The 15,276-nt window shown below is 75.2% G+C and carries 13 protein-coding genes; 4 read left to right on the top strand and 9 right to left on the bottom strand.

Annotated features, from left to right (window positions below):
- The first annotated feature begins 1 nt into the window (after position 1).
- Together ABZ493_RS13580 and ABZ493_RS13575 are read left to right on the top strand one after the other, a co-directional pair.
- Positions 2 to 538 carry a GNAT family N-acetyltransferase gene (locus ABZ493_RS13580; protein WP_430582674.1) on the top strand — a complete coding sequence of 179 codons (537 nt, stop codon included), beginning with the start codon at positions 2 to 4 and terminating at the stop codon, positions 536 to 538.
- Positions 539 to 547: 9 nt separating this feature from the next.
- Positions 548 to 1,468 carry an alpha/beta fold hydrolase gene (locus tag ABZ493_RS13575; RefSeq protein WP_430582673.1) on the top strand — a complete coding sequence of 307 codons (921 nt, stop codon included), beginning with the start codon at positions 548 to 550 and terminating at the stop codon, positions 1,466 to 1,468.
- A 22-nt stretch (positions 1,469 to 1,490) separates the two neighbouring features.
- Here the strand turns inward: ABZ493_RS13575 and ABZ493_RS13570 are convergent, their stop codons facing one another.
- Positions 1,491 to 2,054 (bottom strand): Lrp/AsnC family transcriptional regulator, encoded by a 564-nt coding sequence (locus tag ABZ493_RS13570; protein WP_430582672.1) that lies wholly within the window; start codon positions 2,052 to 2,054, stop codon positions 1,491 to 1,493.
- Positions 2,055 to 2,210: 156 nt separating this feature from the next.
- Between ABZ493_RS13570 and ald the strand changes: the two genes are divergently transcribed.
- The gene (gene ald / locus ABZ493_RS13565) at positions 2,211 to 3,323 is read left to right on the top strand and encodes an alanine dehydrogenase (RefSeq protein ID WP_430582671.1); all 1,113 of its coding nucleotides are present in this window, start codon (positions 2,211 to 2,213) and stop codon (positions 3,321 to 3,323) included.
- Positions 3,324 to 3,356: 33 nt separating this feature from the next.
- On the opposite strand, the gene ABZ493_RS13560 is transcribed toward ald, so the two are convergent.
- From ABZ493_RS13560 to ABZ493_RS13540, 5 genes are all read right to left on the bottom strand, one after another.
- A complete protein-coding gene (locus ABZ493_RS13560) occupies positions 3,357 to 4,349 on the bottom strand; it encodes a ribonuclease Z (protein ID WP_430582670.1) in 993 nt (330 codons plus the stop codon).
- 19 nt (positions 4,350 to 4,368) lie between these two features.
- A complete protein-coding gene (locus tag ABZ493_RS13555; protein ID WP_430582669.1) occupies positions 4,369 to 4,533 on the bottom strand; it encodes a hypothetical protein in 165 nt (54 codons plus the stop codon).
- An 88-nt stretch (positions 4,534 to 4,621) separates the two neighbouring features.
- Positions 4,622 to 5,644 carry a UDP-glucose 4-epimerase GalE gene (gene galE / locus ABZ493_RS13550; protein ID WP_430582668.1) on the bottom strand — a complete coding sequence of 341 codons (1,023 nt, stop codon included), beginning with the start codon at positions 5,642 to 5,644 and terminating at the stop codon, positions 4,622 to 4,624.
- An 87-nt stretch (positions 5,645 to 5,731) separates the two neighbouring features.
- Positions 5,732 to 6,394, bottom strand: coding sequence for an FMN reductase (locus ABZ493_RS13545; protein ID WP_430582667.1), 663 nt, complete (start codon positions 6,392 to 6,394; stop codon positions 5,732 to 5,734).
- The gene (locus tag ABZ493_RS13540) at positions 6,391 to 7,575 is read right to left on the bottom strand and encodes an LLM class flavin-dependent oxidoreductase (RefSeq protein ID WP_430582666.1); all 1,185 of its coding nucleotides are present in this window, start codon (positions 7,573 to 7,575) and stop codon (positions 6,391 to 6,393) included. The genes ABZ493_RS13545 and ABZ493_RS13540 overlap by 4 nt, the downstream gene beginning before the upstream one ends.
- A 370-nt stretch (positions 7,576 to 7,945) precedes the next feature.
- Between ABZ493_RS13540 and ABZ493_RS13535 the strand changes: the two genes are divergently transcribed.
- Positions 7,946 to 8,290: an RNA polymerase-binding protein RbpA gene (locus ABZ493_RS13535; protein WP_225566476.1), complete on the top strand. Its 345-nt coding sequence runs from the start codon at positions 7,946 to 7,948 to the stop codon at positions 8,288 to 8,290.
- 103 nt (positions 8,291 to 8,393) lie between these two features.
- Here ABZ493_RS13535 and lnt read toward each other — a convergent pair whose 3' ends face one another.
- The 3 genes from lnt to ABZ493_RS13520 form a co-directional block, all read right to left on the bottom strand.
- Positions 8,394 to 10,277, bottom strand: a complete 1,884-nt coding sequence (gene lnt / locus ABZ493_RS13530) for an apolipoprotein N-acyltransferase (protein ID WP_430582665.1) — start codon at positions 10,275 to 10,277, stop codon at positions 8,394 to 8,396.
- A gap of 129 nt (positions 10,278 to 10,406) precedes the next feature.
- Entirely contained in the window at positions 10,407 to 12,071 is a 1,665-nt protein-coding gene (locus ABZ493_RS13525) for an amidohydrolase family protein (RefSeq protein WP_430582664.1), read from the bottom strand.
- Positions 12,072 to 12,206: 135 nt separating this feature from the next.
- Positions 12,207 to 15,191: a DEAD/DEAH box helicase gene (locus tag ABZ493_RS13520; RefSeq protein ID WP_430582663.1), complete on the bottom strand. Its 2,985-nt coding sequence runs from the start codon at positions 15,189 to 15,191 to the stop codon at positions 12,207 to 12,209.
- Positions 15,192 to 15,276: the final 85 nt, after the last annotated feature.

Below are 15,276 nucleotides of genomic sequence, written 5' to 3'. Positions count from 1 at the left end.
GGTGATCATCGCCCCCGAGTCCCCGGCCGCCGCCGACGTGCGCAGGCTGCTGGAGGAGCACCTCGCCGACATGTACGCCACGTCGCCCGCCGAGTCGGTGCACGCCCTGGACCTCACGGCGCTGCTCGCGCCCGCGGTGACCTTCGTGACGGCGCGCGACGACGACGGCACGCTGCTGGGGTGCGGCGCCCTCAGCGAGCTCGAGCCGACCACCGCGACGTCCTCGGGGCACGGCGAGGTGAAGTCGATGCGCACGGCCCGCCCCGCGCGCGGGCGGGGCGTGGCGGGCGCCGTCCTGGACCGGCTGGTGGGCCTCGCCCGCGAGCGCGGGTACGCCGCGGTGAGCCTGGAGACGGGCCCGCAGGAGTACTTCGCCGCAGCGCGTCGCCTGTACGAGCGGCACGGGTTCGTCCCCTGCGGGCCCTTCGGTTCGTACTCCCCCGACCCGTGCAGCGTGTTCCGCACCCTCGACCTCACGGCCGGGCCGGGGCGGCCCGCGACCCGGGCCGCGGGGGCGGTGGTCGGTCCCGCGGCCTAGCCTCGGGCGATGACCGACACCCCGCCCATCAGCCCGCCCATCAGCCCGCCCACGCCCCCTGGCGCGACGGCGACGCTGCTGGACCGACGGTTCCCGTGGCGGGGCCGGGAGATCGCGTGGACGGCGTTCGGCTCCGGCCCGCCGTTGGTGTTCTGCCACGGCACGCCGTGGTCGTCGTGGCTGTGGGAGCCGTACGCCCGCGCCCTGGCCGCCGAGTTCACGGTGCACCTGTGGGACATGCCCGGCTACGGAGCGTCGTCGAAGGAGCCCGCGCACGACGTCGACCTGGGCACGCAGGGCGAGGCGTTCGCCGCCCTCCTGGCGCACTGGCGCGCCGGGTGGGCAGGCGACGGCGGGGCCGCCGGGGGCACGCCGACGCGCCCGCACGTCGTCGCGCACGACTACGGCGGCGCGGTGAGCCTGCGGGCCGCGCTGCTGCACGGCGCCCGGTACGCGTCGCTGTGCCTCGTGGACGTGGTGGCGCTGCGCCCGTGGGGCTCGCCGTACTTCGCGCTGGTGCGTGAGCACGCCGACGTCTTCGCGGCCGTCCCCGCCGCCGTGCACCGGGGCGCGCTGGAGGCGTACGTGCGCACGGCCGCGCACCGGCCGTTGCGGGAGGAGCACCTGGCGGCGCTCGTCGCCCCGTGGACGGGCGAGGCCGGGCAGGCCGCGTTCTACCGGCAGGTCGCGCAGGCCGACGAGCGGTACACCGCCGAGCTGGAGCCGCTGCTGGCCGGTCTCGACGTCCCCGTGCGGGTGCTGTGGGGCGAGGAGGACACGTGGATCCCCCCGGACCGGGCGCCACGGCTCGCGGACGCGATCGGCGGCGCCGACGTGCGGCTGATCCCGGACGCCGGCCACCTGGTGCAGCTCGACGCGCCCGTCGCGCTCGCCGTCGAGCTGCAGCGCTGGCTCGCGCCCCGCCGCTGACGGGCGCTGACGGGCTGACGGGTCAGTACCAGCTCGCCCGCGCGTGCTGGAAGATGAGGTTGGTCTCGGTGAGCGCCACGTCCGGATCGGTGGACAGGTGCTCGATGACGAACTCGTTCAGGGCGTCGGAGTCCGCGGCGGCCACGTGGACGAAGAAGTCGTGCGCGCCGCCCAGCAGGAAGACGTTCAGCACCCCCGGCAGCTCGGCGAGGCGCTGCAGGTAGCCGCTGAGGCGCGTGCGGGCCGCGCCGCGCATCTGCACCGCGATCATCGCCTGCAGCGGGTGCCCGGTGCGCGCCGGGTCGACGTCCGCGTGGAAGCCGCGGATCACGCCCCGCTCGCGCAGCTGCCGCACCCGCGTCAGGGCCGTCGACGGCGCCACCCCCGCCCGCGCGGCGAGCGCATTGTTCGGGATGCGGGCGTCGTCCGCGAGCGCCGCGAGGAGACGCTGGTCGACGTCGTCCAGGTGGGCGGGGGCCGGGCCGCGTCGCTCGAGGCCCCAGGAGGGGTCGGGCCGCTCCCCCGGTCGAACATCCTTCGCTCGAGGCTGGCGTGCCACGGGCTGAGCCGGGCGTCGTGTCGACATGCCGGCAATCTACCGAAGGATGTACGGATTCGTGGCGCGATGCCGAATCGGCCCGTCAGACTGTGACGTGAGCGGGGTCACACGTCCCGCGCCACGCACCCACCGCCCCCCGGCCACGAGCCGGGGCCGGTGCCGAGCCTCGAAGGCGGACCCACCATGCGCATCGGCGTCCCGAAGGAAGTCAAGAACCACGAGTACCGGGTGGCGATCACTCCTGCCGGCGTGCACGAGCTCGTCTCCCGGGGCCACGACGTCGTCGTGGAGACGGGCGCCGGAGCAGGGTCGGCGATCAGCGACGAGGAGTACCGCGCCGCGGGGGCGGACGTCGTCGCCGACGCGGACGAGGTGTGGGCCGGCGCCCAGACGGTGCTCAAGGTCAAGGAGCCGGTCGCCCAGGAGTACCACCGGCTGCGGCCGGGGCTGGTGCTGTTCACCTACCTGCACCTCGCGGCCGACAAGGCGCTCACCGAGGAGCTGCTGGCCCGCGACGTGACCGCCGTCGCGTACGAGACGGTGCAGAGCCCCGACGGGCGGCTCCCGCTGCTGGCCCCGATGTCGGAGGTCGCGGGCCGGCTCGCCCCGCAGGTCGGTGCCGCCACCCTGCTGCGGGCCGCGGGCGGGCGCGGCGTGCTGCTCGGCGGGGTGCCGGGCGTGCCGGCCGGGCACGTGGTCGTCATCGGCGCGGGCGTGTCGGGGATGAACGCCGCCCGCATCGCGGTGGGGCTCGGGGCCCGCGTGACCCTCCTGGACACGAACGCCGACGCGCTGAAGGCCGCCGACCGGGAGTTCGGCGGCCGCGTGCAGACGCTCGCCTCGAACCGGCTCACGCTCGCCGAGGCCGTGCTGGAGGCCGACCTGGTGATCGGCGCCGTGCTCGTCCCGGGCGCGAAGGCGCCCGTGCTCGTGCCGAACGAGCTCGTGGCGCGCATGCGGCCGGGCGCCGTCCTCGTGGACATCGCGATCGACCAGGGCGGCTGCTTCGAGGACTCCCGCCCCACGACGCACGCGGATCCCACGTTCGCCGTGCACGACACCGTCTTCTACTGCGTCGCGAACATGCCCGGCGCGGTGCCCCGCACGTCGACGTACGCGCTGACGAACGTGACCCTCCCGTACGCCGTGGCGCTCGCGGACCACGGCTGGCGCGAGGCGCTGCGGCGCGACCCGGTGCTCGCGCACGGCCTCAACGTGCACGAGGGCCGTGTCACCAACCCGGGCGTGGCCGAGGCGCACTCCCTCGAGCACGTGGACGTCGCCGCCGTCCTGTGACTCCTCCCGCGCGCGTGGTCCTTCGTGGGGCGCTCAGGGGCGGTGGCGCGGCGGGAGCGGCACACGGTCGAGGTCGGCCGCGACGGTGAGACCGCCGTCGAACACCTCGCGGGCCTCGTGCTCGAACTCGTCCGGCAGCTCGTCGGGCACGCGGTAGCGCTGGGAGAAGTGCGTGAGCACGAGGTGGCGCACGCCGGCGCGGGCGGCGACGATCGCGGCCTGTCGGCAGGTGAGGTGGGCCCAGCGGGCGGCGAGCTCGGCGTCGCGGTGCAGGAACGTGGACTCGACGACGAGCATGTCGACGCCGTCGGCGAGCTCCAGGACGGCGTCGCACAGGCGGGTGTCCATGACGAACGCCACCGACTGGCCGCGCCGCGGCACCGACACCGCCTCGCGACGCACGGTGCGGCCGTCGTCGAGCACCAGGACCCCGTCGCGCAGCAGCCGCCCCACCGCCGGGCCCGGCGGCACGCCGGCGTCCGCGAGCGCCGCCGGGTCCAGGGACACGCCGTCCGGCTCGTCGAGGCGGTAGCCGACGGCGTCGACGCGGTGGTCCAGCGGGCGGGCGGAGAGCACCGGCGCGCCGGGCCCGGCGCCGCGCTCGCCGTCCATTGGAGGAAGGGTCGCGACCTGCCCGCCGCCCGGACGCGCACCGGCCCCGAAGGCCACGGGCTGCAGGGCCACCCGCTCGTGGTGGTCGTAGGCGCTGGCGTCGAGCAGGTGGCGCACCCACGGCTCGCCGGACGCAGGGAAGGAGATCGGCACGGTGTGCCGCACGTGGTCCCCCGACAGGCGCTGTGCGACGCCCGCCAGCCCCAGGGAGTGGTCGCCGTGCAGGTGGGTGATCGCGATGCGCGTGAGGTCCGTGGCGGACACGCCCGCGAGGGTCATCTGCCGCTGCGTGCCCTCGCCCGGGTCGAACAGGATCGCGGTGTCGTCGAAGAACAGGACGTACCCGTTGTGGTTGCGGGTGCGGGTGGGCACCATGCTCGCGGTGCCGAGCACGACCAGCTCGCGTCGTGACACGTCGTGGCGCGCCCGGCGCTCAGCGACCCAGGGCGCGCCCGACGACGCGCACCAGCCCCGTGGTCACGTGCTGCACGGGCCGCAGCGAGGGCAGGCCGGCGAGCACGGACGGCCGGTACCGGGCGCCCGGGTCCCACCGCGGGTGGGGGCGCGGCGTCGCGTCGTCGGAGGTCGGAGCGGGCATGGGGTCATCGTGGCGCGGCGCAGACCGGCCCGCAAGACCGGCCCCGAGGACCCGACCCGCGAGGCCGATCCGCGAGGCCGACCGGAGGTCAGGCGTCGGGGAAGCCCTGCGGGTTCTCCGACTGCCAGCGCCAGGTGTCCGCGCACATGTCGTCGATCGTCTTGACGGCGCGCCAGCCCAGCTCGGTCTGCGCGCGGGTCGGGTCGGCCCAGAACGCGGCGAGGTCGCCGGCGCGGCGCGGCCCGATCTCGTACGGCAGCTCACGCCCCACGGCCCGCTCGAAGGCGTGCAGCATCTGCAGCACCGAGGTGCCGGTGCCGGTGCCGAGGTTGAACGCGCGCACGGGCTCGGTCATCGCGTCCAGGTGGTCCAGCGCGGCCACGTGCCCGGCGGCGAGGTCCTCGACGTGCAGGTAGTCGCGCTCGCACGTGCCGTCGGCCGTCGGGTAGTCGTCGCCGAAGATCACGAGCTTGTCGCGCTTGCCGACGGCCACCTGCGCGAGGAACGGCATGAGGTTGTTCGGGATGCCCTGCGGGTCCTCCCCGATCCGGCCCGACGGGTGCGCGCCCACGGGGTTGAAGTAGCGCAGCAGCGCGACCTTGAGCCCGCCGACGGCGACCGCGGCGTCGGCCATGATGCGCTCGATCATCACCTTCGTCTGCCCGTACGGGGACGAGGAGGACAGGTACTCGTAGTCCTCGCGGTAGGGCACGGGCGCCTTCTCCCCGTACACGGTGGCGGACGAGGAGAACACCAGGCGCGGCACGTCGTGACGGCGCATCGCCTCCAGCAGCGACAGCGTGGAGTCCAGGTTGTTGCGGTAGTACTCCAGCGGCTTGGCCACCGACTCCCCCACGGCCTTGAAGCCCGCGAAGTGCACCACGGCGTCGAACTTCTCGTGCGCGAACAGCCGCTCGGTCTTCTCCGCGTCCGTGAGGTCGATCGCGTGCACCGGCACGTGCACCCCCGACAGGGACTCCAGGCGGCCCGTCACCGTGGGCTTGGAGTTGGAGAAGTCGTCCACCACGACGACGTCGTGCCCGGAGGCGACGAGGGACAGGACGGTGTGGGAGCCGATGTACCCGGCGCCGCCGGAGACCAGAACGCGCATGGGCCCAGCCTAGGGCGTGGGGCGCCGTCGTCGGACGGGCGTCCGCACCCCGGGCCGGGCCCGTGCGCGCTCTGGTGCCGCTCCGGCTCAGCTGCCGCCGAGGAGCTCCGTGAAGCTCGGCGTCGCGGCGAACGGGTCGACCGGGCCGTCGTTCTCCCGGCGCGCCACCCGCTGCGCCAGGTCGCGCCCGGCGCGGGAGATCCGCTTCGGCAGGCCGGCACCGGGGTCGTCGGCGCTCGCGGCCCAGTCGTCCGTGGCGGCGAACACGCTGGTCGGCACGACGTCGGCGCGCAGGTAGGTGAACAGCGGCCGCATCGTGTACTCCAGCGCCAGGGAGTGGCGGGCGGTGCCGCCGGTGGCGCCGAGCAGGACCGGCATGCCGGTGAGCGAGTCGGGGTCCACGACGTCCCAGAAGGACTTGAACAGCCCCGAGTAGCTCGTGGTGAACACGGGCGAGACGGCGATGAGGCCGTCCGCGCCGGTCACCGTCTCCAGCGCGCGGGCCAGGTCCCCGGTCGGGAACCGGGTGAGCATCGCGTCGACGACGGCGTGCGCGAGGTCGCGCAGCTCGATCGTCTCCACCCGCACCGTGTGCCCCGCGTCCTCCAGCTCGCGCACCGTGGCGTCCGCGAGCCGGTCGGCGAGCAGGCGTGTCGACGACGGCTGGGACAGGCCCGCCGAGACCACGGCGAGCGTGCGCTCGCCGGCAGCGCCGGACAGTGGCCCTGCGGGGACGAACGGGGTGGTCATGCGCGTGCCTCCTGAGATCCGGCGGGCTCGGTGCCCTCGGCAACGGTACCGGTGTACGGGTCGGCGGTGTCGCCGACGTGGGTGGCACCCGCGTCGCCCGCCGCGCGGGCGGCGGCGACGCGCTCGGCGTGCGTCGGGGGGTTCAGCGGGACGTCGTCGGCGGGGCGCTTGGCCTCGACGATCTTGCGCAGCTCGGGCACGACCTCCTCGCCGAGCAGGTCGATCTGCTCGAGGACGGACTTCAGCGGCAGGCCCGCGTGGTCCACGAGGAACAGCTGGCGCTGGTAGTAGCCGACCTCGTCGACGAACGACGCGTACCGGTCGATGACCTGCTGCGGCGAGCCGACCGTCAGCGGCGTCTCGCGGGTGAAGTCCTCCATCGACGGGCCGTGCCCGTACACGGGCGCCTCGTCGAAGTAGGGCCGGAACTCGTTCCACGCGTCCTGCGACCGCTTGCGCATGAACACCTGGCCGCCGAGCCCGACGATCGCCTGGTCGGCGCGCCCGTGCCCGTAGTGCTCGAAGCGCTGGCGGTAGAACCGCACCATCTGCCGCGTGTGGTGCATCGGCCAGAAGATGTTGTTGTGCAGGAACCCGTCGCCGTAGAACGCGGCCTGCTCGGCGATCTCGGGGCTGCGGATCGAGCCGTGCCACACGAACGGCGGCACGCCGTCCAGCGGGCGCGGCGTGGAGGTGAAGCCCTGCAGCGGGGTGCGGAACTTGCCCTCCCAGTCCACGACGTCCTCGGTCCACAGGCGGCGCAGCAGCGCATAGTTCTCGATGGCCAGCGGGATGCCCTGGCGGATGTCCTGCCCGAACCACGGGTACACGGGGCCGGTGTTGCCGCGGCCCATCATCAGGTCCATGCGCCCGTCGGAGATGACCTGGAGCATCGCGTACTCCTCGGCGAGGCGCACCGGGTCGTTCGTCGTGATCAGGGTCGTCGCGGTCAACAGGGTGATGTGCTTGGTGACGCCGGCCAGGTAGCCGAGCATCGTCGTGGGCGACGACGCCACGAACGGCGGGTTGTGGTGCTCGCCCGTGGCGAAGACGTCCAGGCCCGCCTCGTCGGCGTGCCGCGCGATGGTGAGCATGTTGCGCACCCGCTCGGTGTCGTCCGGCGTGTGGCCCGTCGTGGGGTCGGTGGTGACGTCGCTGACGGAGAAGATTCCGAACTGCACGGCTGCGCTCCCTGCTCGTGGTCTTGAGGCTCGTGGTCGCTGAACTCGTGGCTCTGACATGGAGCTCAGGTCCATGCGTTTGCATGTACATGCCGGTGAACCGCGCACCCCGCCCGGTTGTTCCCGGCCCCGCGACGCGCTCGCAGGTGACGTCGCGCACAAAGGACCCCCGCGGGACGGTCTCGAGTTGCGCACGGCGCGCCGACTGGCCAGCCTGGGGTGGCAACCGCCGCGTCCACACCATCCTGCCGTGTCTCCGGCACCCGGGGTGGACCGTGCTTCACGGGACCTTCACGACCCGCCGGAACATCCCCCGGCGAGGCTGCGTTGGAACCTCAGGCCCCTTCCCACCGACCTCCAGGAGGACGACATGCCCGACCGGTCCCTGCGCGGCATGAGCATCGGCAGCAAGAGCATGGAGTCCGACGAGGGCGTGGACTTCGCCCCCCGGTTCCAGGCGCACTACGACTGCCCCAACGGCCACACCATCATCCTGCCCTTCTCCACCGAGGCCGAAGTGCCGCCGGTGTGGGAGTGCCGGTGCGGCGAGGAGGCGCTCCTGCGCGACGCCGAGAAGCCGGAGCCGAAGGCCACCAAGCCGCAGCGCACCCACTGGGACATGCTGCTCGAGCGCCGCACCGTCTCCGAGCTCGAGGAGCTCCTCGACGAGCGCCTCGAGCTGCTGCGCGCCGGCAAGCTGCGCCGCAGCGCCTGACACTCGGCCTCCATCGATCTCTGACCGCGCGAAGGGCGGGCACCCCACCGGGTGCCCGCCCTTCACGCGTCTCGGTGCGTCTCGGCACGTCTAGCGGCGGTCGTCAGCCGCGCCGCCCTCGGGCCCGCACCGCGGACACGATCCCGCCCACGACGAGCACGGCGGCCGCCGCGCCCACGGCCCAGCCGGGCCAGTAGCCTGCCCGCACCGCCGGCGTCAGCTCCGTGCGCAGCGGCAGGTCCGCCACCCAGTGGTCGGGCGTGAACAGCTGCGTGCGCGCCACCAGCGTCCCGTCCGGGGCGACGACGCCGCTCACCCCCACGGTCGACACCTGCACCGCCGCGCGACCCGTCGTGATCGCCTGCAGGCGCGTCATCGCGAGCTGCTGCGTCGACTCCGCCGTGTACCCGAACGACGCGTTGTTCGTCGGCACCACCAGCACCTGCGCACCCCGCTGCACCGCGTCGCGGATGATCTCGTCGTACGCCACCTCGAAGCAGATCACGGTCGCCATCGGCACCGTCGTCTCCCCCGCGCCGCGCCCGATCGCCGCCCCGTCCACCGGCAGCTCGACCACCGCCGGCTCCGTGCCGGGGATCATGTCCGTCGTCACCCGGTCCACCTGCGCGCTGAACAGGCGCACGAAGGAGCGGATCGGGATGTACTCCCCGAACGGCGCCGGGTGCTGCTTCGCGTACCGCTGGGTCACGCCCTCGCCCGGCTCCCACAGCAGGGCCACGTTGTACCGCCCGCCCGTGTCCGGCCACTCCTGCGCGCCGACCAGGATCGGCGCGCCCACCGCCTGCGCCGCGTCGTCGATCGCCACGCCCACCTCGGGCGTCGTCTGCGGGTCGAGGTCCGAACCGTTCTCCGGCCACAGCACCACGTCGACCGCGTCACCGGGCCCGTCGCCGTACGCGCCCGCCGCCTGCTCGTCCGCGATCGCATACGTGCCGGCCAGGTGGTTGTTCAGCACCTCCGCCCGGTTCGCGAACGACCCCTCGCCCGGCTCCGACACGTTGCCCTGCACCGCCCCGGCACGCAGCACGCCCGCCTCCGCCGTACCCGTGCCCGCGTCCACGACGGTGCCCGTGTGCCCCGGGTCGGCGGCGTCCGTCACCTCACGGGTGCCCGGGTCGTGCGCCAGCGGCAGCAGCAGCGGCCCGCACACCAGCGCTGCCGCGGCCACGACGAACGCGGCGGCGCTCGCGGCCGCTCGCGCCCGGCGTCCCGCACCGTGTCCGGCGTCGCGCCATGGTGTGCGCAGCAGGCGCCCGACGGCGAGCGCGAGCAGCACGCCGGCCGCGGCCACCAGCAGGGACACGAGGGTGGTGCCGCCGAGCCACGCGGCGCGCCCGGTCGGCGCGCCCGCCACGGCCCAGGCCAGGCGACCCCAGGGGAACCCGCCGAACGGGATCTCCGAGCGCCACTGCTCCACCGCGACGAAGACGACGGCGAACACGCCCGCCTGGGCGACGGCGTGCCGACGCACCCACCCCCAGCGGCGCGCCCACGTCCACAGCGCACCGAACGCGGCGAGGAACAGCGTCTCCAGCACGGACAGCGCCACCCAGGGCACGGTGTCGGTGGCGAAGTTCGCCCACCAGATGTGCGGCAGCCAGAACGTCAGCCCGGCGACCAGCCCGACGAGGAAGTTCCAGCCGGCGGCCCGGCGGCCGTCGCGGCGCAGGGCGGCGAACAGCAGCGCCACGCCGACCAGTGCCAGCGGCCACGCGCCGACGTCGGGGAACGACGCCCACAGCGCTACGCCGGCCGCCACCGCGAGCAGGAGCGTGGCGGGGCGGCTCGCCCACCGGTCGGTGGGCGTCGTCGTGCGCGCAGCGGCGACCCCATCGTGACCGGCGTCCCGACCGGACTCGCCGGTCGGGCGTCGGTCGTCACGGCGGTCGTCGAGGTCAGGGCCGAGGTCGGGGCCGGCTCCCCCGTCGGAGGGCTCGTCGACCGCGCCCGGGCTCACGTGCAACACCCCCGCAGGGTACGTGACCGCGGGTCGTCGCCGGGTACCCGAAATCTCTTCGAGCAAGCGATCCCTCGCGGCACGGGCTCGTGTGCCGCGACGGATCGCCTGCTCGAAGGCACGGGACGGTCGACGAGGTCAGTCGAAGGTGTCGTGCAGGACGACGCCGTCGCGCACGGTCTGCAGGCACACGGGGTCGGGCTCGCCCTCGGACAGGTCGGGCAGGAGCGGCTGACCCGCGCGGGCCTCGGGGTTCCACGCCGACAGGCGGTCGCCGGGCGCCTGCACGGACAGCGTGTCCGCGCGCCACACCGCCAGGTGGGCGGGCGCGCCGACGCGCAGCTCGCCCGCCCCCGTGTGGTCGAGGCCGGCGAGCCGCCATCCGCCGCGGGTGTGCGCGCGGAACGCGGCGCGCGCGGAGATGCGCTGCATGGCGTCCTCGTGGGTGAGGGTGGCGCGCACCGCCTGCCACGGGTCGAGCGGGGTGACGGGGGTGTCGGAGCCGAACGCGAGCGGCACGCCCGCCCCGGCGAGGTCGGCGAACGGCGACAGCGTGGACGCGCGGCCCGGCCCGAGGCGGGCCGCGTACATGCCGTGGCTGCCGCCCCACGCGGCGTCGAACGCGGGCTGCACGGACAGCGCCACCCCGTACAGCAGCAGGGCTGCCAGGGCGGACGCGTCCACGAACAGGGCGTGCTCGAGGCGGTGGTGCCCCGAGCGCAGCAGGCTCGCGCCGTGCTCGGTGGCGGCGAGCTCCAGCCCGCGCACCACCTCGTCCATCGCGCGGTCGCCGATGACGTGGAACCCGCCCTGGGTGCCGGCGGCGGAGCAGGCGGCCAGGTGCGCGGCGATGTCCTCGCCGGTGAGGAAGAGGCGGCCCGTGGGCTCGGTGCCGCCCGGCCCGGCGAGCAGGTCGCTGTACGGGTGGCGCAGCGCCGCGGTGCGGGAGCCGATCGACCCGTCCGCACACAGGTCACCGGCGATACCGGTGAGGAAGGGCAGCTCGGCGAGCATCTGCCGGGCGTCGTCCGCCGTGGCGCACAGCTCGCCCCGGTAGGCGACGACGTGCGGCAGCCCGCCGGCCGGGTCCGCCGTGAGCGCCACGAGCTCGGCGAGACCCTCGCGCGTGTCCATGTTCGGCTCGGACATCTCGTGCACCCCGACGATGCCGCGGGCCGCGGCGTCCGCGAGGGCCCGCCGGTACGCGCGGGTCCGACGGGCGGGCGACACCTGCCGCACCGCGGCGGCCGCCGCGTGGTGGGCGTCGGAGGTGACCATCCCGGACGCCTCCCAGCCGACGACCCGGTCGATGCCCGCCGCGCGGGCGAACGACCCGGACACGACGGCCGAGTGGCCGTCGACCCGCGCCGCGTACACGCGGCGACCGCCGCAGGCCGCGTCGACCTCGTCCGCCGTGGGGGCGCGCCGCTCGGGCCAGGTCTGCTCGTCCCACCCGAATGCGAGCAGCACCTCCGCGCCGCCCGGGTCGGCGGCGTCGAGCTCGCGTGCGCCGCGGGCGAGGGCGTCGAGCGCCGCGGCGAGCGACGTCACCCCGCCGGCGGCGGTGAGGTCGACGGACTCCGCCGCGAGCCCCGTCTCGAGCAGGTGCACGTGCGCGTCGACGAACCCGGGAGCGACGAGTGCGCCGTCGAGGTCGATCACGCGGTCGGCGCGGGCCGCGAGCCCGGCGGCGGTGTCCTCCGCGCCGAGCCAGGTCACGACGCCGTCGTCGACGAGCAGGGCCTCGGCGAACGGGTCGGCGGGCGAGTGGACGACTCCGTTGCGGTACAGGGTGGACGTCACGGCCTGCACTCTATGGCACCGCCGCGCCCGGGTGCCCACCGCACCCCCACACCGGCCGCACGGATTCCTCACATCCGGCCCGACATCCGGCCCGAGATCCGGCCCGTGGCGCGGGGGGCGGGGGGCGCGAGCCGGTCACACGCTGGAGTAGGCGACCACCCCGCGCAGCACCGCGGTCTGCGCCTTGCGGGCGGTGGCCCGCAGCGCCGGGCGCGGCGCGGCCTTCGCGAGCTGGTCGAGCACGTCGAGGACCTGCTTGCACCAGCGCACGAAGTCGCCCGCCGCCACGTCCGTGCCGCGCAGCACGGCGTCGAGGTTCTTGCCGGAGGCCCACCGGTGCACCGGCGCCACCAGGCCCAGGTCCAGGGGGCCCGTCGCCTCCAGGCGGTGCTCCGCCTCGAGGTCGGTCACCTCCGACCAGGCGCGCGTCGTGGCCTCCAGGACCTGCGCGAGCCGCCCGTGCGGGCCGCCCGGCACGAACGGCTCCGACGCCTCCTCGCGCCGCCCCGAGTACACGACGGTCGACACCGCCGCGGCCAGGCCGGGCGCGTCCAGGTCGTCCCAGATGCCGCGGCGCAGGCACTCCGCGAGCAGGAGGTCGTCCTCCGCGTACAGGCGGCCGAGCCACCGGCCGTCGTCGGTGACCGCGAGCGACCCCGCCGGTGCGCCGTCGTGCTCCCCGCCGGCGCGTGCCAGGTAGCCGAGGCGCGTCAGGACGTCGCAGGTGCGGTCGAACGTGCGCGCGATCGACCCGGTGCGCCCCTCGACGCGGCGCACCAGCTGCTCGTGCTCGGCGCGCAGCCGCTCCCAGCGCTCCGCCCAGCGGGCGTGGTCCTCGCGGTCCGGGCAGCCGTGGCACGGGTGCGCGCGCAGCGCCGCGCGCAGGCGCTGCAGCTCGGCGTCGGAGGCGGCGTCCCCGCGACGGCCGGGGCGACCGGCCTGCCCGCCGCCGGAGGGGCCGCCGTGCCGGCCCGGGTGCCGGCCCGTGCCCGCGTCGCCGGAGAACGCGCCGAGCGCGTTGCGCATGCTCGAGGCCAGGTCGCGGCGCTGGTCGGGGCGGCGCGGGTTGAACCCCTTCGGGATGCGCACGACCCCGACGACCTCCACGCCCCCGGGCGCGTCCGCGAGGGTGAGCTTCTTGACCTGCCTCTCCTGGGTGAGGACGGTGGGGCGCGGCCCGTCGAAGCCCCGGTCGTCGCGCCCTGGGTCCAGGACGACGACGTACCCGCGCCGCCGGCCCGACGGCACCTCGACCACGTCGCCGCGGCGCAGCTTCTCGAACGACGCGACCGCGTCCGCGCGCCGCGCCCCCGACGCGGCCCGCGACAGCTCCTTCTCGCGGTCCTTGATGGCCCGCCGCAGCCCCATGTACTCCGCGAAGTCGCCCCGGTCGCACGCCATCGACGCGGCGTACCCCTCCATGGCCTCCGCGTGCGCCTGCGCCTGCTTCGCCAGGCCCACCACGCCCCGGTCGGCCTGGAACTGCGCAAAGCTCGTCTCCAGCACGTCGCGGGCCCGCTCGCGACCCACCTGGCCCACCAGGTTGACCGCCATGTTGTACGTGGGGCGGAAGCTGGAACGCAGCGGGTACAGGCGCTTGGACGCCAGGCCGGCCAGCGCCACCGGGTCCAGGCCCGTGTGGTCGACGACGACGGCGTGCCCCTCCACATCGATCCCCCGCCGGCCCGCACGCCCGGTGAGCTGGGTGTACTCCCCCGGCGTCACCGGCTGGTGGGCGGTGCCGTCCCACTTCACCAGCTTCTCCAGCACCACGGACCGGGCCGGCATGTTGATGCCCAGCGCCAGGGTCTCGGTGGCGAACACGACCTTCACCAGGCCGCGGGAGAACAGCACCTCCACCGTCTCCTTGAACACCGGCAGCATGCCCGCGTGGTGCGCCGCGATCCCACGCGACAGGGACTCCGCCCACGCCCAGTAGCCGAGCACGTCGAGGTCCTCGGTGGGGATCGTCGCGGTGCGCTCCTCCACCACCCGCCGGATCTGCGCCTCCTCCTCCGCGTTCGTCAGCCGCAGGCCCGCGCGCAGGCACTGCTGCACGGCCCCGTCGCACCCGGCACGGGAGAAGATGAAGTAGATGGCGGGCAGCAGCGCGTCCGCGTCGAGGGAGTCCACGACGGCGAACCGCGGCGGCGTCCGGCGGTGCGCCGCCGGCCCGGCACCCGGCCGGTTCCCGCCCGGGCCCCGGTACCCGCGGTCGCCGCGCCCCTTGTGCCCGTGCCGGCCGCGGCCGGACTCCGCCCGCGCCGACACGCGGAACGTCGCCTGCAGGTCCGGGTTGATCGGCGGGTTGGTGCCGGGGTCGGTCGGGTCCACGTGCCCCGCGTACAGGTCCATGAGGCGCGGCACGCCGCGCGGCTCCGGCGCCGAGACGACCACGTGCTGCCACAGCGGCACGGGGCGGCGCTCGCTGACCACCACGGCCGTGTCGCCGCGCACGGTGGCGAGCCAGTCACCGAACTCCTCCGCGTTCGACACCGTCGCGGACAGGGACACGAGCTGCACGTGGTCGGGCAGGTGGATGATGACCTCCTCCCACACCGGGCCGCGGAACCGGTCGGCGAGGTAGTGCACCTCGTCCATGACGACGTACGCCAGCCCGTCGAGGGCGGACGACCCCGCGTAGAGCATGTTCCGCAGCACCTCGGTGGTCATGACGACCACGGGCGCGCCCGCGTTGATGGAGGTGTCCCCGGTGAGCAGGCCGACGTTCGCGGCCCCGTGCCGGGCGACGAGGTCGCTGTACTTCTGGTTGGACAGCGCCTTGATCGGCGTCGTGTAGAACGCCTTGCCGCCGCGGGCGAGCGCGAGGTGGACGGCGAACTCGCCCACCACGGTCTTGCCCGCGCCGGTCGGCGCGGCGACCAGCACCCCGCGGCCCTCCTCGAGCGCGACGCACGCGTCCACCTGGAACGGGTCGAGCTCGAACCCGACCACCTGGCGGAACAGCCGCAGCTCGCCCTCCGCGTCGGCCCGGTCGCGGCTGCTGCGCGCCCGTGACGCGGCGTACCGCTCGGCGGGGCTGAGGTCGTCGGTGCCGGGAGCGGTGCCGTCGGGCGAACCGGCGCGCGGGCCGGAGCCGGGACGGGAACGGGGAGCCATGCCGTCAGCCTAGGCGCCGGGCCCGACGCACGAGGACCGCCGCGCGACCCGCACGTCACCGCTCGACCACCCCGCGGTCCGCGGC

The organism is Isoptericola sp. NPDC019482 (assembly GCF_040632295.1).
In the GTDB taxonomy this organism is placed as follows: Bacteria; Actinomycetota; Actinomycetes; order Actinomycetales; family Cellulomonadaceae; genus Isoptericola.
The sequence above is the reverse complement of the archived record's forward strand: the minus strand, read 5'-3'. Positions and strand labels throughout refer to the sequence as shown.